Origin of the sequence: Paenibacillus auburnensis, from assembly GCF_927798115.1 — a bacterium.
Classification (GTDB): domain Bacteria; phylum Bacillota; class Bacilli; order Paenibacillales; family Paenibacillaceae; genus Paenibacillus_AQ; species Paenibacillus_AQ auburnensis.
Map to the genome: position 1 here is coordinate 1,421,220 of NZ_CAKMMG010000001.1, position 19,860 is coordinate 1,441,079.

The following is a 19,860-nucleotide window of genomic DNA, read 5'->3' on the forward strand; positions in this document are numbered from 1 at the left end:
TCTAGCTTTTTCTCTTCTGAGATTTATATAACCATTTGGACATAACAAAAAACGCCTCCTCAACGTAATATACGTTAAAAAGACGTTAGATATGACAACTCCTAATAAAATTAGGCTCAAGGCTGTCCCAGCTGCTCTCTGAGTATATCGAGCGTCTTCCGGTCCTTCGCCGTAAGCCCGGCGGTATCCAGCAGATCCGGTCTGCGCTCCAGCGTACGCTTAAGCGCCTGCTCGCGCCGCCAAAGCTCGATATTGGCATGATGTCCGCTCAGCAGGATATCCGGCACCTTCCAGCCGCGGAATTCCGCAGGACGCGTATAATGCGGATACTCCAAGAGGCCTGTACTGAAGGAATCCGTGATGGCTGAGGTCTCATTTCCGAGCGCTCCCGGCTGCAGCCGGACCACCGAATCAATAACGGTCAGCGCAGGGAGCTCTCCGCCGGTCAGTACATAATCCCCGATGGACAGTTCGTCTGTCACCAGATGCTCTCTGATGCGCTCATCATAGCCTTCATAATGACCGCAGATAAAGATGAGATGCTCCTCCCGGGCCAATTCCTCAGCGATCTGCTGGTTATAGGTCTGCCCTTGCGGGCACATCAGGATAATCCGCGGCTTCACCGGAGTAGCTGTAGAAGGTTCCCCTACTATTTCAGAATCCGGGCCCTTCGGACTGTTCTCTTCCTGCACACTCTCCAGAACATGCTCCACCGCTGCAAATATCGGATCCGGCTTCAGCACCATGCCCCCGCCTCCGCCATACGGCGTATCGTCGACAGTATTATGCTTGTTGCCTGAGAAGTCGCGGAAATTGACCGCGTTCAGTGAGACAATTCCTTTTTCACGCGCTTTGCCAAGAATGCTTGTGCTAAATACACCCTCACACATATCCGGGAAGAGCGTCAGCACATCAATTCTCATCATGGCAGCAGCCCTTCCATCAGGTGAACGGTGATCTTTTTGGCGGCGATATCCACATCCAGTACGACATCATTGATCACCGGAATCAGAATGTCCTGGCCCTTCGCGGGTTTCACTACCCAGACATCATTCGCCCCCGGCTGCAGGATATCTGTAATTGTACCTAACGGCTTGCTACTGTCTTCATCTGTGTAGACTTCACAGCCGACAATGTGATGGAAGTAATATTCGTTCTCCGGAAGCTCCACCAGATCGTCGCCGGGAACCTTAAGCAGGCTGCCTTTGTACTTCTCAATCTGATTAATATTGGTGTATCCCTTCAGCTTGGCAATAAACATCCCCTTATGCTCTCTCGCTGATTCTACAATCACCTCGAATTTCGGGCTGCCGTCTGCCGGGATAACCAGCAGCTTTTTACCGGGTGCGAACCTCACGTCCGGAAAATCGGTAGCCGACAAGATTTTGATCTCCCCGCGAATGCCGTGCGTATTGACCAGCCTGCCTACCGTAAGTTCTTCCGCCATTTTACCCACTCCTTTATCTATTCACTTCTCTATATTTGAACCAAAAAGGAGCCGGGATATACTATCCCTAGCCCCTCATTGTGCGCATCGATTAAGATAAAATATCTACGGTCACGCGTTTATCGCTCTTGACTGCTGCGGATGTAACTACTGTGCGAAGTGCTTTGGCGATCCGCCCCTGCTTGCCAATGACCTTACCGACATCATCAGGATGTACAGAGAGCTCATAAACAATCAGGTGATCCTTCTCCACAGTCCGCACCGTTACATCTTCTGGATGATCCACTAAAGCCTTAGCAATAACTCCAACTAATTCTTCCATAGAGGACCCTCGCAATCAGTCATTATTTCTGTTGCTTCGACTCATGGAACTTCTTCATCACGCCTGCTTTGGAAAGCAAGTTGCGGACGGTATCAGATGCTTGTGCACCTGTTTGAAGCCATTTAAGAGCTTTTTCCTCATCGATCTTAACTACTGCCGGTTGTTCAATCGGATTATAGTAACCGATTTCCTCGATAAAACGACCGTCACGAGGGGACCGGGAATCGGAAACCACTACACGGTAGAAAGGCGCTTTATGTGCACCCATTCTTTTCAAACGAATACGTACTGCCACGAAATTCACCTCCTTAAAAAAGTATCGAAATATTGGGAAGAAGTTTATCTAAACCTTTTTTCGATCCCTCCCAAACCCTCCCTTCCAAGGGAGGGCCCCAAGGGCTGCGCCCTCTGGACACCCGCTTAAGTGCAACTGGCGTAGGTGTTCAGACTGGCGGGATCTTGGGATGATGGAGCAGGATCGCTTTCCGTCCCTGACGGGACCCGCTTAACAACGGGCGGTATCTGGGAACCGGGTTTTACACAAACTTCTAAGATCAAAAGATGATTAAATCAAAAGATTGAAATCAAAAGACTAAAACGTCTTGATCATCTGATGTTGTACTATGTCTGATCTAATGAAACATTAAGATCAATAGATAAACCGTCTCGATCATCTGATGTTGTACTATGTCTGATCTATGGGCAAACCTTTAAAGGATAAGGACAAAAGCAGTAGATCAACGGAAAGGGAATTTCATGCCGCCTTTACCGCCCAGACTCTTAAGCTGCTTCATGGCGTTTTTCTTGCCGCCCTTGCCTCCGCCGCCCATCATGCCGGAGAACTGCTTCATCATCTTGCGCATCTCATCGAATTGCTTGATCAGGCGGTTGACCTCGGCGACGTTCGTTCCGCTGCCGGCAGCAATACGCTTGCGGCGGTTGTGGTTAATGATTTCGGGCTGGGCTTTCTCGGCTTTGGTCATGGAATGAACAATCGCCTCGACGCGGCCCATCTGCTTGTCATCAACCTTCAGGTCCTTCACGCCCTTGGCTTTGTTCATGCCAGGCAGCATATCGAGAATCTGGTCGATTGGGCCAAGCTTCTTAACCTGATCCATCTGCTCCAGGAAATCGTCGAACGTAAACTCCGCATTGCGCATCTTACGTTCCATTTCCTTCGCTTTTTCGGTATCGATGTTGGCTTGAGCCTTCTCGATCAAGGAGAGCATGTCGCCCATACCAAGAATTCGCGAAGCCATCCGCTCCGGATGGAACGGCTCCAGCGCGTCGATCTTCTCGCCCAGAGCAGCGAATTTGATCGGGCAGCCGGTTACGGCCTTGACGGACAACGCCGCACCACCGCGGGTATCGCCATCGAGCTTCGTCAGCACAACACCGGTAAGCTCAAGCTGCTTGTTGAAGCTGTCGGCTACGTTGACGGCATCCTGACCGGTCATAGCATCGACTACAAGCAGTACTTCATCCGGATTAACAACCGTGTGGATTTGCTTCAGCTCATCCATCAGCGCTTCATCAATATGCAGGCGGCCTGCAGTATCGATGATGACATAATCCAGATTATTGTCCTTCGCATGCTGGACAGCTTGTCTGGCAATCTCTACCGGACTAACCTGATCCCCCAATGCGAATACAGGAACCTTAATCTGTTCGCCCAGCACCTGCAGCTGCTTGATCGCAGCCGGACGGTATATATCGCCGGCTACGAGCAGCGGGCGGTGATTGCCCTTCTGCAGCAGCTTGGCTAGCTTGCCTGAAGTGGTCGTCTTACCGGCCCCTTGCAGACCCGCCATCATAATCACGGTTGGCGGCTTGTTCGACTTGGCCAGCTTCGCCTGGCTTCCGCCCATCAGCTCGGTCAGTTCCTTATTAACGATGTCGATGATAACCATGCCGGGAGTAAAGCTGTCCATTACTTCCTTGCCAATGGACTTCTCCTTCACCTTGGACACGAAGTCCTTGACTACTTTGAAGTTAACATCGGCTTCCAGAAGCGCCAGCCGCACTTCGCGCATGGCTTCGTTTACGTCATCTTCGGATACTTTACCTTTGCCGCGCAGCTTGCTGAACACATTCTGCAATCTTCCGCTTAAACCTTCAAATGCCATATGCGGCTGTCTCCCTTCATGCTACTCTAACCTCTGCAGACGATCCACGAGCTCCGTGAACCGCTGATTATATTGCTCAGGCAGCATTCCATTATCCGGCAGTCTGCGCAGTTCTTCTAAATATCGGTTACGGTCTTCATGTTTGGCTAATAGGCCAAGTTTCTCTTCATAATTCTCCAGCACCTGCTCGGCACGTTTGATATGCTCATACACGGCCTGCCGGCTGATTGCAAATTCCGCAGCGATCTCTCCCAGGGAGAAATCATCGTGGAAATAATATTTCAGAAACGTTTGCTGTTTATCAGTAAGCAGCCGTTCATAGAATGCGAATAACAGGTTGATCCGGTTCGTTTTCTCGAGCCTATTCTCCTGACTCATTAAGGGCACTCCCTTCGTCAAGGAAAAACACTTTACAGCTTCACAACGTCCCTTATGATACCGAAAACAAAGAAAGATGTCAAGCCTTTTTGCTTGTCATCTTTTTTTGTATGCAAAATGCATCATTTAGAGGCTATTTCACTGCAGTTAGCGGATCGGCAGCAGGTAAATCAGGACTGCGAAGAAGTGAGTCACACTGCCCGCAAGCACGAACAAATGCCAGACTGCATGATGGAACGGAAAGCCTCTCCATACATAAAAGACTGTCCCGAGCGTATACAAGATCCCCCCGGCCATAAGCAGCGTCATGCCGCCTCCGGCCACAGACGCCGAGAGCGGATTCCAGGCGATAACGATCAGCCAGCCCATGGTGATGTAAAAGATCGTAGACATGAACAGAAATTTTTTGACGAAGAAAGCCTTGAACAGCACTCCGAACATTGCCACTCCCCAAACGATGCCGAATAAGCTCCATCCCAGTGTTCCACGGATCGCCACCAGCAGGAACGGCGTATAGGTGCCGGCAATAAACAGATAAATCGAAGAATGGTCAAAGAATTCGAACAAATCCTTAGCTTTGCCCTCCCGCAGACTATGCACCAGTGTGGAATTGAGATACAGAAGCAGCATTGTTGTCCCGTAAATGGAGAAGCTGACCACATGCCAGGCCGTTCCCTTCAGACTGGCAAAAACAACGAGCAGGACAAGCGCAGCTACACTCAGTACCGTACCGATACCATGCGTAATTGCATTCGCCACCTCTTCCCTGCGGCTGTAAGTATAAGTATTTGCCATCACAAAAATCCTTCCGTTTGCGTTTCCTTCTATTATAACGTGTTTGGCAGCCGGATTACAGTTTGTAGAGCTCTGTATATTTCGCTTCCAGATAATCGGCCAGATAATCCGGGTTCAGCGGCTCGCCGGTTACCTGCTCTATAATTTGCGAAGGGGTCAGACTTTTGCCGAAGCGGTAGATTTTATCCGTCAGCCATTCCTTAATCGGCAGCAGATTACCTTCAGCAATCAGGCTGTCGAACTCCGGAAGCTCTTTGCGGAGCGTATTCAGAATCTGTGCCGCATACATATTCCCCAGGGAGTAGGAAGCAAAATAACCGAAGTCGCCCCCGGACCAGTGAACATCCTGCAGTACGCCCAGCGCATTGGAAGGCGGGGTGATGCCCAGGTATTCCTGATATTTGGCATTCCAGACCTTAGGCAGATCCTTAACCTCAAGGCCTTCATTGAAAATAAGCTTTTCGATCTCATAACGGACAATGATGTGCAGGTTATACGTTAGCTCGTCGGCTTCTATCCGGATAAACGAATTGGCTACACTGTTGATCGCGCGGTAAAACTGCTCTACTTCAACATTCGCCAGCTGCTCAGGGAAATACTGCTGTAGATCACCATAGTAACGCTGCCAGAAAGCACGGCTGCGGCCAATCATATTCTCCCAAAGTCTCGACTGGGATTCATGGATTCCCATGGAGGTGCCGGTAGCAAGCGGTGTACCAACCAGATCCTTGCTGATATTTTGCTCATACAGGGCGTGCCCGCCTTCATGCAGTGAGCTGAAAATTGCGCTCGTTACATTATCGAGCAAATAATTGGTCGTGATACGCACATCGCCCGGATTGAGTCCGGTAGCGAACGGATGCACACTTTCATCAAGGCGTCCTGCCTCAAAGTCATAACCCATCTGCTCCAGCACGAACAGGCCGAATTTCTCCTGCTGCTCTTTGGCGTAGATTTGGCTCAGGAATTCGGTATCCGGCTTGTTAGGTGAAGCACTAATCGCCTCTACGAGCGGCACAAGACGGGCGCGGAGGCGGCCGAAGATTTCATCTACTTTGGCAACAGTCAAATCGGGCTCGTACATATCAAGCAGCGTATCATAGCGGGTATCCTTGACACCCCAGTAATCAATAAATTCCTGTTTGAAGGCGACAATCTTGCTTAAGTAAGGCTCAAAGGAAGCAAAATCATCGTTTTCCTTGGCTTCTTCCCACATGCTCTCGGAATGGGCTGCCAGAACGGAGTACTCTTCGAATTTTTTGGATGGAATGCTCTTGCTGCGTTCATATTCCTTGAGGCAGTCTTTAACGATTTTGTTCTGGGCATCACTCAACTGGTTCGCAACGTCAGGACGGCTGAAAAATTTAGTAAACTCGCCCATCTCCGGCGAGGTCTCCAGTCTGAATAGTTCTCCGGAGAGCATACCGATCGTTCCCGAGCGGACCTCTACGCCCTTTCGCGGGGCACCTGTGCGCAAATCCCAATGAAGGAGTCCGATAGCTTCGTTATAGCCGCTGATTTTGGATAAGAGCTCCTGAAATTTCTCCCATTCTTCTTTTACTGCTTGTTCCATTCCTATGCACCTGCTTTCTCTGTTTTGCTGACTCCTCTTGATGATACTTTTTTAGATCAGTATAATCAACCGCGCCGGGTACCTGGAGCAGCTTGCAATGTCTTTCCAACCAGATGACACAAAAATCAACCTGTCGTGGTACTGGACTCCAGATTTACAGAGGGCTATAGTAATGCTAATTTTGGAAAGCACTAAAAGGAGTGAAGGAAATGATCAGACACGCACGGGTTGAAGATTGGAAAGGAATATCTGAATTGTTAGATCAGCTGGGCTACCCTAATACCGAGTCCTTTATTAAAGAAAATATAGAAAGGCTCCTAGCTCATCCCGATGAAGTGCTGATGGTTTATGAAGATGAAGGACGAGTGGCTGCCTGCATTTCGTTACATTTTATTCCCCAGTTAGCTCTTATAGGGGATATTGCCTGCATAAGCTATCTTATCGTTGATGAATCCATAAGAGGTAAAGGTATCGGGCAAAAAATTGAAGAGTACGCCAGCAGGGTTGCTAAACAAAGGAACTGCGACAGAATTCAGGTTCATTGTCATTCCCGCAGAACTGACGCGCACCGCTATTATGACCGGCAGGGCTTTTCTGAGTCTCCAAAATATTTTTCAAAGATGTTATAACGATCAGCATTATGAAGAAGAACTGAATATTCGGGGATATTGACGTGTGTTAATTATAATCCGTATAATCATTTCAAAGCATTCAGCTTCAAATTTGAAATATATCATCTAATCACTCATACTCAAGGAGCGTGAACAGAACATGAACATTCAAGTTACGCCGCTGGCAGAGAGGAAGCTGACGGAGAGGAAGCTGACGGAGAGGCTTGGCGGGAAGCCTGGTTTTTTTAAACTCTTGTTTGATACTGAGAGCTGCGGCTGCGATGGAATCAATGTTTCGGATCGCCAGTTCATTTACGCCCGGCAGCAGGAAGTTTGATGTGAAACATCAGCCCGTTAGACCTTACGTACATACGTAAAGGCTCAATAATTTTATAAGGGTACGCTTTTGAAGCGATTTGCTGTACCAAGTACGCTTAAAAAGATACACACAAAAAACCTTTGGGAGGAAGAATGATCATGACTCAAATATCGGATATTTTGAATTTTAATAAGAACTTTGTAGAGAAGAAAAAATATGAAGCCTATCTGACCAGCCGCTTTCCGGATAAAAAAATGATCATCATCACGTGTATGGATACGCGGCTGGTAGAGCTTTTGCCGAAAGCGATGAATTTCAAAAATGGTGATGTCAAAATCATCAAAAACGCTGGTGCGATCATCTCCCAGCCTTTCGGATCGGTTATGCGCAGCGTAATGGTTGCCCTATACGAACTGGATGCGGATGAAGTGGTTGTGGTCGGTCACTATGAATGCGGTATGGCTTCACTGAATGCGGACAAAATGATCAATTCGATCAAAGAACGCGGTGTTTCCGAAGAGGTGCTGTCCACGCTGGAGAACTCAGGAATTAAACTAACCAAATGGCTGCGCGGGTTTGACAATGTGGAAGAAGGGGTAATTCAGACTGTGGAGCTGATTAAGCGCCATCCCTTACTCCCCCCAAACATTCCTGTACATGGCATGATCATTGATCCGGCTACCGGAGCGCTTGAACTTGTCTCGGACGGGTATGTGGAGAACAAGGCAACTCTCTGAAACTGCTGTTTGCGTGGACCCAGTCCACGCACTTTTTTTTGTCTAAACTGACTTCCTCAGACTATTAACTTGTAATAATTTTAATTAAAATTGAAACCTCCTAGGGCATACTACGTATTACTGAGCAGAACCACAAAATTTCAAGACAACCTTTAGGAGGGTACTTGTACTAAATGAAATCCATGAAACGTGTAATGATGATCGTAATGGCCTTTACCCTGTTCTTTGCTGTTACCGTTCCCGATTTCGCAGATGCGAGACGCGGAGGGTTCAAATCCGGAAGCCGCGGCTTTACCACGACTCCCAAGAAATCAACTACGGACAACGTGAAAAAAAGTGATAGCACCAAAGGCACTACGGCAGGAACTGCCGGTTCCACTGCAAAACGGGGATTCTTCAGCGGCGGGAGCTTAATGAAGGGGCTAATGATCGGCGGACTCGCCGGCTTCCTCTTCGGCAGCATGTTCGCCGGAATGGGCGCCTTCGGTAATATTATCGGATTCCTAATTAATATGCTCGCCATCTACCTTGTAGTGGTGCTGATCATGTCCTTCTTCCGCCGCAGAAGAGAAAGACGCAGATTTGAAGAAAGGAACAGCCGCTACTAATGCCAACTACCGTTCTTAGTATGGATGAAATCATCAATGCTATCTGCCTGCATATGGCTGAGCGCAAAGCGGTACATGTCCAGGACGTACAGGTGGAGCTTAGCTGGGAGGAAGATACCGGCTATACCGCCGAAGTCTGGATCCAGGGGCGAAGCCAGTATCTTGTAGAGTCCAATATGATCGAAGCTATTCTACGCTACATGCATAGTGAATACGGTATCCGCGCCTACCGTGAAGATGTGCGGCTGGACCTGGATGAGGAAATCACCGCTATTGTGAATACGTAATATCACCGCAAGTACACCAAAGAGACAGCCCGCCGGGCTGTCTCTTTGCTCTATTTTCACTATTCGCGGAAATATTGCTTAAGGTTACCTTGGCCGTTCATTACCTCTACCTCGGCATAGGCACCATTAATCAGCGTCATCTGCGGAGGGACATGTCCGAAATCCATCTCATAAATGACCGGCAGCTGCAGCTCCTCCGAAAGATCACGGTAGAGATCCTCTGCCGTATAATTATCAACCGGCTGATTGCCTCCGCTGCGCCCAAACAGAATTCCGGAACAGTTATCGAACCAGCCTGCATATCTCATTTGAACAAGTGATCTGCGGACATCCACGGCATTCAGCTCACAGTTTTCCAGATACCAGAGTATAGGCTCCCCATGAATAATCTCCTCATTGAAACGCTTAACATCGCCGTATGGCGTCCCGATGATATGCCTGATAATATCTATGCATCCGCCGAGCAAGCGCCCTGTGAGCGCTTCGTCCTTTCCTGATACCGTCTTCCATCCGGTCTTGGTATTCAAATGAAAAATATAAGGCGAAGGTCCGTCTGGCTCCCCTTTTCCCTGATGCTTCTGTGAAGAATGCTGGAGAATGGAGCCGCCGGAAGGCGTAGCGAGCACCTTTTGCCACATCGCTGTGGTCTCGTCCGTCCGTTGCCCTCGCAAATCGCCGAAGCTGGGTCCATGCGCGGTTGCTATACCCGTTCTTAAGGTAATGGTGAGCAGCAGCAGGCTGATATCAGAAAATCCTAGAATCCACTTTCCCTGCACCTGGTCAAAATCAATGAACTCCAGCATTTCAATCAGCAGCTCCCCGCCCCATGGCGGAATGATCAGGTCGACGGATTCATCCTGCATCATCTGATTGAATTCCATCCCCCGCTCTTTGCCCGGCGCAGACTTCGCTTTGCCCTTCTTATAGACCGTCTGACCGAGAATGACCTGATAACCTCTTTCTTGCATCCGGGCAACTGCCTCTTCAAAAATATCCTTAGACAATTCATCTACTCCAAAAGACGATGCAGTCACGCCGATTGCCGCTCCTGGTTTGAGCACCGGGTATGTAATCATTCGGAACCTCCTTCGGCTGATTTAGCTTTTCTTCCCAGTTTAACATCTTGCGGGTCTTACCAGAAGCGAGGAGTTCAAGGCGGACGGCTGCACCCTTTACAAACACAAACAGACATGACCGGTCATGGGGCATACAGCCGCTGAACCGGTTCATGTCTGTTTTTTTCTGATAGGTCTGTAACGTCAGCTCATTAGACCAAAGAAATGGCGAGCAGTTCGAACAGCACCAGCGGAAGAATAGCGTTGTTGTTAATCGGTGCCGGGTATGGATATCCCGTTCCCGGATACGGATGGTAGTACGGATTATAAAACCCGCGTGCCGGCTCGGCATTCACTGTAATCATCAGGTACATATGTTTGCTGTCCATGCCGGCAATGATGCCCTCATGCATCATTCCGTCAATAGTCTGCACCTTCACTTTGTGGTTTAAGTATGGCTTGCAGGAATGGTGCAGGGATTCGCGCACACCGTGCAAATGCTGGACAACCGCTGGATCAGCTTGATAAATCACCGTTGATGGCTGACCCGTATTATATGTCGGCATAAGGTTTGACCTCCGTAAATGGATTTGCTCCATTCTATGCAGGTGCCTATATGATAGTGTCTAATCGCCCAAAAAAACCGTACAACGGCTGGTGGCCAGGTACTGTTGGAGATGATTATATAGGGTGGCAGCAGCCTAAAAAGCCACTCCGATCCCGCCTTCACCGGCATAAGTGCCCATCACCGAGCCCATGCTGGAGAAAACAATCTCTTTGAAGGGATGCTTTTCAAGAATCCGTCCTTTGATTTCCAGCGCCAGCTTCTCGCAATTACTGTGCACGATGGCAATGGCCGCTTTCTCGTAATCGAATGTCTTCTCATCCAGCTTGGCCAGCAGATGATTCAGCGCCTTTGGCAGCCCGCGTGTTTTTTCCACGACCTCAACGATACCCTCGTCGCTGATTTTGAGCAGCAGCTTAATGTTCAGCACGGATGCTACGGCACCCGACAAACGGTTCAGCCTTCCGCCTTTAATGACATTTTCCAGTGTATCCAGCGTGAAGTATGCCGTCGTTTCCTGGATTTGGGTAAGCACCATTTCCTTTAGTTCTGCCATACTGCTGCAAGTGAGCGATAATCTCGCCGCCGTTGCCACAATAAGTGACAGGCCTCCGGAGAATCTCTTCGAATCTATAATTTCAATTGCGTTAGGAAATCCTTCTTCTTCATACATTTCCTTGGCAATCATTGCGGTCTGATAAGTACTGCTGATATTGGAGGACATGCAGATAACCATGATATCTGTACCTGCTTCCACTTCTTTGAACTTTTCGAGGAAACTCTGCGGACTTGGACTAGCCGTGGTCGGCAGCTCCTTGGAGTTAACCATTTTAGCATAAAAATCTTTGGTAGACGTGTTCTCAGGCATTAGCTCATCCCCGAAATGAACCGGCAGATGTACGATCGTAACACCATACTTCTCAACATACTCAAGGGGTAAATCGGAACCGCTATCCGTAATAATCTTGATGGGCATCAGGGTACTCTCCTTTCAATTCTATACCATTATAGGCAGGGGTACAGGATATCAATAGTACACTTTATAACTTGTCAAAAAATCGTTTTTATGCTTTCACAACTAAAAAAGGTATATTCCCCTTTTTCTCCCTATTTCACACGAGTTATACACTTAATTACCCGGTTTAACTGCTTCTTTCATCACTTTCCTTATTGTGATATGGTTGATAAATCAGCATATAGAAATGGAGTGTAACGTGTGGGCAAGAACAGAGTATGGAACAAGGGCAAGCATAACGGTGGGGGTCTGGCCAAGCGGAGTAATCCGGAAAAGGGCTCCGCAGAGGCGGAGACCTCTACCGCAAAAATCGAGGAACCGGCTAATCCGCGGATCGATACTGTAAAACCGATGAACCGCAGCAACTGGGTCGTTCGTCCTGCCAGAGTGTCGCCGAAAGATAACGAGAATAAAAAGCAATAGTTCATAGCGTCAAGGTAGTCTCTGACAAGCCATTAACGGCTGATCGATGTACCCTTGGCCGCCATTTTGTCAAACATGCAAAGCAGCGCTCCTCCAGAACAGGGGGAGCGCTGCTTTGCATGTTTTGCTCGATTGTCTAACGTGTGCCTGCTCAATTACAGGCTTACACTTTTCATCCCCTGCTCCGGATAGCGGGTTCCGGCAGCAGCCCCCTTCGGAGCAACTTCGTCAATCCGCTGCAGATCCGCTTCACTCAGCACGATATCGAGTGCCCCAACGTTCTCTTCCAGATACTTCGTCCGCTTGGTTCCGGGAATCGGCACAATATCCTCCCCTTGGGCAAGCAGCCAGGCTAATGCCAGCTGGGACGGCTGAACCTCCTGTTCTGCAGCAATCTGTTTGATCCGCTCTACAAGCTCCAGGTTCTTGTTGAAATTGTCGCCCTGGAAACGCGGGGAATTCCGGCGGTAATCATCCTCTGCCAGGTCTTCGAACGAACGGATCTGTCCGGTGAGGAAGCCTCTTCCGAGCGGGCTGTAAGGCACGAAGCCGATTCCGAGCTCACGACATACGGGCAGGATTTCATCCTCAACATCCCGGCTCCAGAGCGAATATTCTGTCTGCAGCGCGGACACGGGATGCACACTATGTGCCCGGCGGATCGTTCCCGCTCCGGCTTCAGATAAGCCGATGTAGCGGATTTTACCTGCTTGTACTAAATCCGCCATAGCGCCGACAGTTTCTTCAATGGGTGTGTTCGGATCTACCCTGTGCTGGTAATAGAGGTCAATATGATCGACGCCCAGCCGGCGGAGACTGGCATCACAGGCAGACTTCACGTAATCCGGACGGCCGTTGATCCCGAGCATTCTTCCGTCCGCACTGCGCACGTTGCCAAACTTGGTAGCAATAATCACATCGTTACGGCGGCCTTTGATTGCTTTGCCGACAAGCTCTTCATTTTTGCCCACACCGTACATGTCTGCAGTATCCAGGAAGGTAACGCCCAAATCAAAGGCGCGGTAGATCGTGCGGATCGACTCCTGATCATCCCGCCCGCTGTAGAAATCGGACATGCCCATACAGCCTAGTCCAAGCGCCGATACCTGCAGCCCTTCACGGCCTAACATTCTCGTGTTCATCTTCAATTCCGCCTCTCCTAAAGGAATAAACTAATAATTAACTTCTCAATTATTCACATTACTCCGCCAATCCGCAAAAAGCAAAAAGGATGACCGGCGCTCCCACCGTTCATCCCGCTGCTATTCTTATGTTCTATTGATCTTTGCCTTCATACCGGAAACTGGAGAAATCGGCGTAGCTACCGGCGAATTGCCCCATGTCATGCGCTGCAATGCCGATGAAATTACCGGTAAACCCGCCGGAGAGGAAGCCGAGCTCCTGCTTCGAGTACAGAGCAATCCACTCCGCTTCGTCACCGGTACGATAGTAGAATTGCCCGGCAGCGCCTTCAGCCGATACAGCCAGATGAACCGGCTTATCTCCGGTAAGCGGGATAGCTTCGGGTTCATAGCTGAAGCTGTCCGCAGCGCATTTCATCAGCCGCAGCACCCGGCCTTGCTCCTGCTCGTAGGTTACATAGGCATAGAGATAATTCTCGTCATTTAAGTACAGCATCAGTCCGGCCATCTGCAGATAATTGCCCGGCTGATACTCAAGCGTAGTCTCCGCGCGGAAATGAATATCACGCTGGCGGATTGCCAGGATATGATGCCTGAACAGGCTTTGCACCGACTCTCCTGCAGTGATCCGGAGATAACCGGGTCGCTCTTTCAACGAGCACCAGCTGTCGTCTGCGAGAATCCGCAGTGTATTCCATTCTTTCTTCAGCTGCGGACCGTCAAAGCTATCTTCAAATAACATGCTGCGGACCGGTCTATTTAGGGAATGTACTCCCTCCGGTGCCGGAATCTCCAGCTGCGGCTCATTACCGCCGGCACTTAGACGCAGCCAGCCCTCTTCGTCCCAATACACCTGCTGCAACGCAGTCTCACGCCCCAGAATGGCATATTTCCCGTCCACCGGACGGGTGCAGAGGTGAGCCATATACCACTGCCCGCCCGGCGTCTGCACCAGGCTGCCGTGCCCGGCACACTGCAGCGACAGTTCAGGATTATTCCGTGAGGTGAGCATCGGATTACGAGGATCTACTTCATAAGGGCCGGCAAGCTCCTTCGAACGGGCAACGGTTACCGCATGACCTGAACCCGTTCCGCCTTCAGCGGTGATCAGGTAGTAGTAGCCGTTTCGCTTGTAAATATGCGGCGCCTCGGTCTTCTTCAGCGGTGTACAGTCGAACAGCTTGAGCGGCTGGCCGATCAGCTTCTGCTCCGCAGGGTCATACTCCTGCATTACAATACCGCTGGATTTATTACCTTCCAGAATGCGGTAATCCCATAGTGCATTCAGCAGCCATTTGCGACCGTCTCGATCATGGAACAGGGAAGGATCGAAGCCGCTGCTGTTCAGATAGACCGGCTCCGACCACGGGCCCTCCACAGATGGTGCCGTCATCAGATAATTGTGGCAGTCCTTGAACGGTCGTTTGGTACTTTTAACATCCGTATACAGCAGGTAGAACAGATTATCATGATAGCTGAGCTGCGGCGCCCAGATGCTGCCGTTCTTCGGATTCCCCTTCAGATCAACCTGTGAGGTCAGAATATCTGTACAATGTTCCCACTCTGCCAGATTGCCGGACTGGTATACCCGGATTCCAGGCAGCCACTCAAACGATGAGACAGCGATATAATAGGTCTCCCCAACACGCAGGATACACGGGTCCGGATTAAATCCGGGCAAGACGGGATTTCTGATCATAGCAGTCATTCAACTGGCCACCCTTCTAAATTTTTTGTGCGTATGGTGAACGATCTAAGTGGAATTTCTCCACTTCATTATCTCTCAAGCACCAGCATCAAGGGGTTAGTTGGAAAATCTCCGCTTAAATGTTCCGCTTTCACTTCCAGATCCGGATTTGGATCAAAATAAATGGAGAAAATCCATTTAAACCGTAAATATCAGGATAAATGCTGAAATTAGGTGGACGAAATCAAACTATATGATTGGGGCTTCAACAGGTCCCACCACATTCAAGGCTTCACCAGCTTCCTTAAAGATGAGCCGCCAAAAAAGACTGCCAGGCCACACGCATTTCCAGTGTCTCCATATGGCCTCCGGTAGCCGTAACATTCTGCCAATGCTCTGGATGCCCGGACTTCCGGTAAGCTTCGGCTAGGCCGTCCGCAAGCAGGCTGACCCCCTCGGCCGGACACATCCGGTCGCTCCTGCCGTTCAAGCTCATCCGCGCCCGCGGAACAATCCGCTGCTGAATGTCCAGGGTCGTATAATACTTAAGTAATCCGGGCACGTAGGAGTAGAAGCCGTGATGATCCAGTCCGCGTTTAGTAATCAAAGTCTGGGCATCTACCTGCCCGCAGATATCCACCGTTACCTTGATCCGTTCATCCAGTGCAGCCAGCCACCAGGCCATAAGGCCGCCCATGGACATGCCGACCGTTCCGATTCTGGAAGCATCGACATCGGCGCGGGAACACATATAATCCAGCATCCGGCGGTTGTCATAGAGCATCATGCCCCACAGGACCTTCCCCTGCCAGAGCATTTCCTTCACCAGCTCGCTTTCACTCTTGCCGCCGCGCTCATTGAAGCCCCACATGTCAATGCAGCAGACCGCGTATCCCCTATCCGTAAGCGTCTTGGCGAACGAAGGCTGCTGCAGATAAGGGCTGCTGCGGATTAATTCCTTGCGGCCATTCGTGTAATCCCCGCCATGCGAGTGATTGAACAGCACAAGCGGAAAGGGGCCATCCCCTGCAAGCGGCTTCGCAACAGAAGCCGGTACCCGCTCTATGCCATTCAAATCGAGCAGCAGGGATTCCAGGCGGTAGCCTTCATGAACCTCCTGCTTCAGCAGCACCGCTTCAACCGGTCCAGGCCCAGACTCAGGCAGATCACCAAGCAGAGCTTCTAAGGGTACTTTTTCACCAGACATATAAGCCACCATCCTATCCTTATACATTCAGATCAGCCGAGGAGAGTGTTACCCGTTCCACCAGGTGCTCCGGCTTGCGTGTATTCCGGGACTGGCAGTGAATAAGCTCCACCTCGTCCCCGTTCTCAATATAAAAAGCCGGGCCTTCATGATTCTCTACCGTAACCTGTTGAAACCTCACATCCCGCACATTGCCGAGGTAAAAGCCGCGGTTCTTCATACTCTCCATGCCGGTCATCATATCCGGGTGACCCGGCACCGCGTTCTCCGCCATGGAAATGTCCACGTTGCTGAAAGTAATCTCGGAGACATACTGCTCTGCCAGGCCGTACAAAAAGCCGGCAGAAGCGTGTACGTTCCGTGCCGTAATATTGGCAAAATGTATCCTCCGGAAGCAAGGTGTCTCTTCGGTGACCGGGTACGGGTTCTTATCCCAGACGTACTTCTCTTTGCCGCGAGGCCCGCAGAAATAATACAGATTCATCGTAAACGGACAGAGTACTTGGTCCATCACAATATTGGAGATACGTATGTCTTCGATGATCCCTCCCCGGCCACGCCGGGACTTCATGCGGATGCCGCGGTCGGTCTCTTTGAAGATGCAGTTGCTGATCACAACATTGCGGATATCTCCGCTCATCTCGCTGCCAAGCACCACACCGCCATGTCCGTGGGCCATGGTGCAGTTCGTAATCGTAATATTTTCACAGGGAATTCGTTCCGCTGTATCCTCGGTTCCGGCCTTAATGGCAATGCAGTCATCCCCGACGTCAATGCTGCAGTTGCTGATACGCACACCCGAGCAGGACTCCGGATTGATGCCGTCTGTGTTCGGAGAATCAGCCGGATTCAGGATCGAAACATTGTCGACCGTAATATTACTGCACTCTATAGGATTAACCGTCCAGCTGGGCGAGTTCTGCAGGGAAACATCTTGGATGGTTACCCGTGAACAGCGGTCGAAGCTGATCAGCTTGGGACGCGGGTATTCCAGCTCCTGGCGGCGGTTCCGGAACACATCCCACCATGGCCCGCCGTTACCTTCAAGCGTTCCGCTGCCGGTGATAGAGATATTGACGAGGTCTCTGCCATAAATACAGGAAGCATAGACCTGCTGCCTCACACCTTCCCATCTGGACTCTACAACCGGATAATCAGCCGGATCGGTACTGAAAGAGAGGATCGCGCCGGGACTTAAGTTCAGCTCAATATTGCTCTCCAGCAGAATCGCGCCGCTCAGATACCGCCCTGCCGGAATATACACGGTCCCGCCTCCGGCTAGGCTTGCCGCTGTAATTGCCTCTCGAATGGCTGACGTTGCCGGTATTCCGCTGTCCCGCTGCGCTCCAAAGTCAACAATATTATATACCTGCTGCATGTGATCCTCCCTTTTCCGCAGTGAGCTGCCCTGCTCTTAAATGTTCATACTCACCGCATGCCTGCAGAAACGCCCCCAGCCCCTTTTGGTCATTGGTAATAATCGGCTCACTGATATAGTAGGCATAAGTTCCGTCCCGTTTATCGGCACCGCCCAGCCCGGCGACCTGGCAGTTTTTGTTCAGGTTAACCCAGCCTTCCTTGGTCTCCAGTACAAACTCCGTAATAAGTCCTTCATAAGCACGGTCCAGTACAACGTTCCAGCCCGCATCCAGGAGGCCTAAACGGATACCTTTGCCGATTGCATACACGATCATGCTGGAAGCCGATGCTTCCAGGTAGTTGCCTTTACGCTCTCCGAGATTGACGACCTGATACCACACACCGGCTTCGGCATCCTGGAATTTCTCCAGTGCAGTTAAAGTATCCCGCAGAATGCGTACTAGTTCAGCATAGTCTGCATGGTCCTCCGGCAGCATCTCCAGCACATCCACCAGCGCCATCAGGTACCACCCCATCGAGCGGCCCCAGAAATTCGCTGACAGGCCCGTCTCCGGATTGCACCACGGCTGCACCTTCTGTTCATCCCAGGCATGAAACAGCAGCCCGGTTGCATGATCTTTGGTATGCTTTTCGCACACAATGAACTGCTTCGTTACATCCGTAAGCGACCCGCCCTCTTCAAAAGCCAGCAGATACTGCAAATAGAACGGAGAGCCCATATATAAACCGTCCAGCCAAATCTGATACGGATAGATGCTCTTATGCCAGAACGCCCCCTCGCTTGTCCGGGGATGAGTGCGGAGCTGCTCCCGCAGGGAATCTGCCGCAAGCCTGTATTTCTCAAGGCTCGTCTCCGCATACAGGGTGAACAGCAATTTGCCGTTATTGATATGGTCGATATTGTATTCGTCCTGGCGGTATCCGCGGATGCTGCCGTCCTCCTGAATGAAGTAATTCATATTGTCAGCGATATAGTCGAAGTATTTACGGTCGCCTGTCTGCTTCCACAGCAGCTCAAACCCTTTCAAGACCACTCCGTAATCATATGACCATTTCCCGTTGTAGCCTTTATCCTGATACAGCCTCGGCAGACGCTCCATGATCGACTCCGCCGTTCTGACAGCCCACTGCTTCCCCATCTGCTAACCTCCTAAATATAGTGAAAATAGTAAAATCCTCAGCGCGTCCAGTCCGTATCTCCGCCAAAAACAGCCTCCAGCGTGAACCGCCCGGCCTCATGCTCCTGCAGCTGCTTAGACCAGGAGACACGGACATCCGTGTCCGCACCGGGTCCGTCATTGCCATACTCGGCATAATGTACCGTATGATTCACACTGGGCTTGCCCCAGTCGTCCCAGCCCTCACGGCGGATATGCCCGCCCATCCGGCAATCCAAAAACACCGTCCGGGCATAGTCGCGCCATGGTCTTCCCAGATACACACTATTTGCAGCCGCATCACTGACCAGCCGGCAACGGTGAAATACAAAACCCGCCTCTTTATCCGCTGGCGTAGCGGCTGCGGTTATATAGCCGTTGACTTCCTTTTGCACATTCAGACTGATGATTTCACATTCCTCAAAATACGCCGTTGCCGAGCCAAAAATAAAATCAATATCACCGGCAATCCGGCAATGCTCAAAATAATTACGTCCGCTTCTGTTCTGCTTCTCTTCCTTCGGCTTCGCCAGATACAGCGTATCCTGGGCCGCCAGGAACGAACAATTCTTAAACACTGCTTTGTCGGCATCGACATAAAGCGCCACCGCCTGGCCTACCTTGGCACTCTCCCCGGCTGTATTCTCAAAAATTATATTTTCCACCCGGATGTTGTCACCGGTAATGTAAGTGCTGCATGAGGCAAAGGTGCCCATCGGCACTCCGTCACTGCCCGGCTTCGTCGCATAATCGTCATACACCAGTCTAACCTCACCTACACCATACAGCCGCAAGTCCGGTTTAGGAATCCGGAGCTTCTCCTTATACACTCCCGATTCAATGAACAGAACCGTTTCCTCCGCAGCCCCCTCCGGGATGCTGTCAATTGCAGCTTGAACAGAGGTGAAGTCTCCTCCGCCACTTTTACTGACCCATATCGTTCTCATCTCATCACTTCGCCTCCAGGCACACATACCGCTTTTCCGTCAAAACGAACCCACCTGAGAAGGGTGGGCCCGCCTGTAC

General features: G+C 50.5%; 23 protein-coding genes. 6 read left to right on the forward strand and 17 right to left on the reverse strand.

Features of this window, described 5'->3' with window-relative positions; genetic code table 11:
• Window positions 1-116: 116 nt before the first annotated feature.
• From trmD to L6H70_RS06570, 8 genes are all read right to left on the reverse strand, one after another.
• Window positions 117-923 carry a tRNA (guanosine(37)-N1)-methyltransferase TrmD gene (gene trmD, locus L6H70_RS06535; protein ID WP_236333173.1) on the reverse strand — a complete coding sequence of 269 codons (807 nt, stop codon included), beginning with the start codon at window positions 921-923 and terminating at the stop codon, window positions 117-119.
• Window positions 923-1,447, reverse strand: a complete 525-nt coding sequence (rimM, locus tag L6H70_RS06540) for a ribosome maturation factor RimM (protein ID WP_236331099.1) — start codon at window positions 1,445-1,447, stop codon at window positions 923-925. Before rimM ends, trmD begins: the two co-directional genes overlap by 1 nt.
• Before the next feature lie 91 nt (window positions 1,448-1,538).
• The gene (locus L6H70_RS06545; protein WP_019910364.1) at window positions 1,539-1,769 is read right to left on the reverse strand and encodes a KH domain-containing protein; all 231 of its coding nucleotides are present in this window, start codon (window positions 1,767-1,769) and stop codon (window positions 1,539-1,541) included.
• Between the two features lie 22 nt (window positions 1,770-1,791).
• Complete coding sequence (rpsP, locus tag L6H70_RS06550) at window positions 1,792-2,064, reverse strand: 30S ribosomal protein S16 (protein WP_054941109.1); 273 nt, start codon at window positions 2,062-2,064, stop codon at window positions 1,792-1,794.
• Between the two features lie 442 nt (window positions 2,065-2,506).
• On the reverse strand, window positions 2,507-3,895 hold the full coding sequence (gene ffh, locus L6H70_RS06555) for a signal recognition particle protein (protein ID WP_236331102.1): 1,389 nt from the start codon (window positions 3,893-3,895) through the stop codon (window positions 2,507-2,509).
• A 21-nt stretch (window positions 3,896-3,916) separates the two neighbouring features.
• Window positions 3,917-4,273 (reverse strand): putative DNA-binding protein, encoded by a 357-nt coding sequence (locus L6H70_RS06560; protein ID WP_236331104.1) that lies wholly within the window; start codon window positions 4,271-4,273, stop codon window positions 3,917-3,919.
• A 147-nt stretch (window positions 4,274-4,420) separates the two neighbouring features.
• Window positions 4,421-5,068 (reverse strand): PAQR family membrane homeostasis protein TrhA, encoded by a 648-nt coding sequence (trhA, locus tag L6H70_RS06565; RefSeq protein ID WP_236331107.1) that lies wholly within the window; start codon window positions 5,066-5,068, stop codon window positions 4,421-4,423.
• 55 nt (window positions 5,069-5,123) lie between these two features.
• Window positions 5,124-6,641, reverse strand: a complete 1,518-nt coding sequence (locus tag L6H70_RS06570; RefSeq protein ID WP_236331110.1) for a carboxypeptidase M32 — start codon at window positions 6,639-6,641, stop codon at window positions 5,124-5,126.
• Between the two features lie 209 nt (window positions 6,642-6,850).
• On the opposite strand from L6H70_RS06570, the gene L6H70_RS06575 reads away from it, so the two are divergent.
• From L6H70_RS06575 to L6H70_RS06595, 5 genes are all read left to right on the forward strand, one after another.
• Entirely contained in the window at window positions 6,851-7,270 is a 420-nt protein-coding gene (locus L6H70_RS06575; protein WP_236331111.1) for a GNAT family N-acetyltransferase, read from the forward strand.
• Between the two features lie 142 nt (window positions 7,271-7,412).
• Window positions 7,413-7,589 (forward strand): hypothetical protein, encoded by a 177-nt coding sequence (locus L6H70_RS06580; RefSeq protein ID WP_236331115.1) that lies wholly within the window; start codon window positions 7,413-7,415, stop codon window positions 7,587-7,589.
• 140 nt (window positions 7,590-7,729) lie between these two features.
• Complete coding sequence (locus L6H70_RS06585) at window positions 7,730-8,308, forward strand: beta-class carbonic anhydrase (RefSeq protein WP_236331117.1); 579 nt, start codon at window positions 7,730-7,732, stop codon at window positions 8,306-8,308.
• 173 nt (window positions 8,309-8,481) lie between these two features.
• A complete protein-coding gene (locus L6H70_RS06590) occupies window positions 8,482-8,916 on the forward strand; it encodes a hypothetical protein (protein WP_236331120.1) in 435 nt (144 codons plus the stop codon).
• A complete protein-coding gene (locus L6H70_RS06595; RefSeq protein WP_236331123.1) occupies window positions 8,916-9,203 on the forward strand; it encodes a YxcD family protein in 288 nt (95 codons plus the stop codon). The genes L6H70_RS06590 and L6H70_RS06595 overlap by 1 nt, the downstream gene beginning before the upstream one ends.
• A gap of 59 nt (window positions 9,204-9,262) precedes the next feature.
• Here L6H70_RS06595 and L6H70_RS06600 read toward each other — a convergent pair whose 3' ends face one another.
• The 3 genes from L6H70_RS06600 to L6H70_RS06610 form a co-directional block, all read right to left on the reverse strand.
• Window positions 9,263-10,279, reverse strand: coding sequence for a S66 family peptidase (locus tag L6H70_RS06600; RefSeq protein ID WP_236331126.1), 1,017 nt, complete (start codon window positions 10,277-10,279; stop codon window positions 9,263-9,265).
• A gap of 191 nt (window positions 10,280-10,470) precedes the next feature.
• Complete coding sequence (locus L6H70_RS06605; protein WP_236331129.1) at window positions 10,471-10,824, reverse strand: hypothetical protein; 354 nt, start codon at window positions 10,822-10,824, stop codon at window positions 10,471-10,473.
• Between the two features lie 135 nt (window positions 10,825-10,959).
• On the reverse strand, window positions 10,960-11,799 hold the full coding sequence (locus tag L6H70_RS06610; RefSeq protein ID WP_236331132.1) for a DegV family protein: 840 nt from the start codon (window positions 11,797-11,799) through the stop codon (window positions 10,960-10,962).
• A gap of 240 nt (window positions 11,800-12,039) precedes the next feature.
• On the opposite strand from L6H70_RS06610, the gene L6H70_RS06615 reads away from it, so the two are divergent.
• Entirely contained in the window at window positions 12,040-12,261 is a 222-nt protein-coding gene (locus tag L6H70_RS06615) for a hypothetical protein (RefSeq protein WP_236331135.1), read from the forward strand.
• A 155-nt stretch (window positions 12,262-12,416) separates the two neighbouring features.
• On the opposite strand, the gene L6H70_RS06620 is transcribed toward L6H70_RS06615, so the two are convergent.
• From L6H70_RS06620 to L6H70_RS06645, 6 genes are all read right to left on the reverse strand, one after another.
• Window positions 12,417-13,403: an aldo/keto reductase gene (locus tag L6H70_RS06620; protein ID WP_236331137.1), complete on the reverse strand. Its 987-nt coding sequence runs from the start codon at window positions 13,401-13,403 to the stop codon at window positions 12,417-12,419.
• Window positions 13,404-13,536: 133 nt separating this feature from the next.
• Window positions 13,537-15,102, reverse strand: coding sequence for a glycoside hydrolase family 43 protein (locus L6H70_RS06625; protein WP_423802807.1), 1,566 nt, complete (start codon window positions 15,100-15,102; stop codon window positions 13,537-13,539).
• Window positions 15,103-15,394: 292 nt separating this feature from the next.
• Window positions 15,395-16,297 carry a dienelactone hydrolase family protein gene (locus tag L6H70_RS06630; RefSeq protein ID WP_236331143.1) on the reverse strand — a complete coding sequence of 301 codons (903 nt, stop codon included), beginning with the start codon at window positions 16,295-16,297 and terminating at the stop codon, window positions 15,395-15,397.
• Between the two features lie 19 nt (window positions 16,298-16,316).
• Window positions 16,317-17,675, reverse strand: a complete 1,359-nt coding sequence (locus L6H70_RS06635) for a glycoside hydrolase family 28 protein (protein ID WP_236331146.1) — start codon at window positions 17,673-17,675, stop codon at window positions 16,317-16,319.
• Complete coding sequence (locus tag L6H70_RS06640; protein WP_236331149.1) at window positions 17,659-18,816, reverse strand: glycoside hydrolase family 88/105 protein; 1,158 nt, start codon at window positions 18,814-18,816, stop codon at window positions 17,659-17,661. The genes L6H70_RS06635 and L6H70_RS06640 overlap by 17 nt, the downstream gene beginning before the upstream one ends.
• A gap of 38 nt (window positions 18,817-18,854) precedes the next feature.
• On the reverse strand, window positions 18,855-19,781 hold the full coding sequence (locus tag L6H70_RS06645) for a pectinesterase family protein (protein WP_236331152.1): 927 nt from the start codon (window positions 19,779-19,781) through the stop codon (window positions 18,855-18,857).
• Window positions 19,782-19,860 lie beyond the last annotated feature (79 nt).

Coding starts and splice junctions, on each gene's coding strand:
- trhA (WP_236331107.1), bottom strand. CDS start 5,068: ATGGCAAATACTTATACTTACAGCCGCAGGGAAGAGGTGGCGAATGCA.
- L6H70_RS06570 (WP_236331110.1), bottom strand. CDS start 6,641: ATGGAACAAGCAGTAAAAGAAGAATGGGAGAAATTTCAGGAGCTCTTA.
- L6H70_RS06590 (WP_236331120.1), top strand. CDS start 8,482: ATGAAATCCATGAAACGTGTAATGATGATCGTAATGGCCTTTACCCTG.
- rimM (WP_236331099.1), bottom strand. CDS start 1,447: ATGGCGGAAGAACTTACGGTAGGCAGGCTGGTCAATACGCACGGCATT.
- L6H70_RS06595 (WP_236331123.1), top strand. CDS start 8,916: ATGCCAACTACCGTTCTTAGTATGGATGAAATCATCAATGCTATCTGC.
- L6H70_RS06640 (WP_236331149.1), bottom strand. CDS start 18,816: ATGGGGAAGCAGTGGGCTGTCAGAACGGCGGAGTCGATCATGGAGCGT.
- trmD (WP_236333173.1), bottom strand. CDS start 923: ATGAGAATTGATGTGCTGACGCTCTTCCCGGATATGTGTGAGGGTGTA.
- L6H70_RS06625 (WP_423802807.1), bottom strand. CDS start 15,102: ATGATCAGAAATCCCGTCTTGCCCGGATTTAATCCGGACCCGTGTATC.
- ffh (WP_236331102.1), bottom strand. CDS start 3,895: ATGGCATTTGAAGGTTTAAGCGGAAGATTGCAGAATGTGTTCAGCAAG.
- L6H70_RS06580 (WP_236331115.1), top strand. CDS start 7,413: ATGAACATTCAAGTTACGCCGCTGGCAGAGAGGAAGCTGACGGAGAGG.
- L6H70_RS06630 (WP_236331143.1), bottom strand. CDS start 16,297: ATGTCTGGTGAAAAAGTACCCTTAGAAGCTCTGCTTGGTGATCTGCCT.
- L6H70_RS06620 (WP_236331137.1), bottom strand. CDS start 13,403: ATGAACACGAGAATGTTAGGCCGTGAAGGGCTGCAGGTATCGGCGCTT.
- L6H70_RS06585 (WP_236331117.1), top strand. CDS start 7,730: ATGACTCAAATATCGGATATTTTGAATTTTAATAAGAACTTTGTAGAG.
- L6H70_RS06645 (WP_236331152.1), bottom strand. CDS start 19,781: ATGAGAACGATATGGGTCAGTAAAAGTGGCGGAGGAGACTTCACCTCT.
- L6H70_RS06635 (WP_236331146.1), bottom strand. CDS start 17,675: ATGCAGCAGGTATATAATATTGTTGACTTTGGAGCGCAGCGGGACAGC.
- L6H70_RS06610 (WP_236331132.1), bottom strand. CDS start 11,799: ATGCCCATCAAGATTATTACGGATAGCGGTTCCGATTTACCCCTTGAG.
- L6H70_RS06560 (WP_236331104.1), bottom strand. CDS start 4,273: ATGAGTCAGGAGAATAGGCTCGAGAAAACGAACCGGATCAACCTGTTA.
- L6H70_RS06600 (WP_236331126.1), bottom strand. CDS start 10,279: ATGATTACATACCCGGTGCTCAAACCAGGAGCGGCAATCGGCGTGACT.
- L6H70_RS06575 (WP_236331111.1), top strand. CDS start 6,851: ATGATCAGACACGCACGGGTTGAAGATTGGAAAGGAATATCTGAATTG.
- L6H70_RS06545 (WP_019910364.1), bottom strand. CDS start 1,769: ATGGAAGAATTAGTTGGAGTTATTGCTAAGGCTTTAGTGGATCATCCA.
- L6H70_RS06605 (WP_236331129.1), bottom strand. CDS start 10,824: ATGCCGACATATAATACGGGTCAGCCATCAACGGTGATTTATCAAGCT.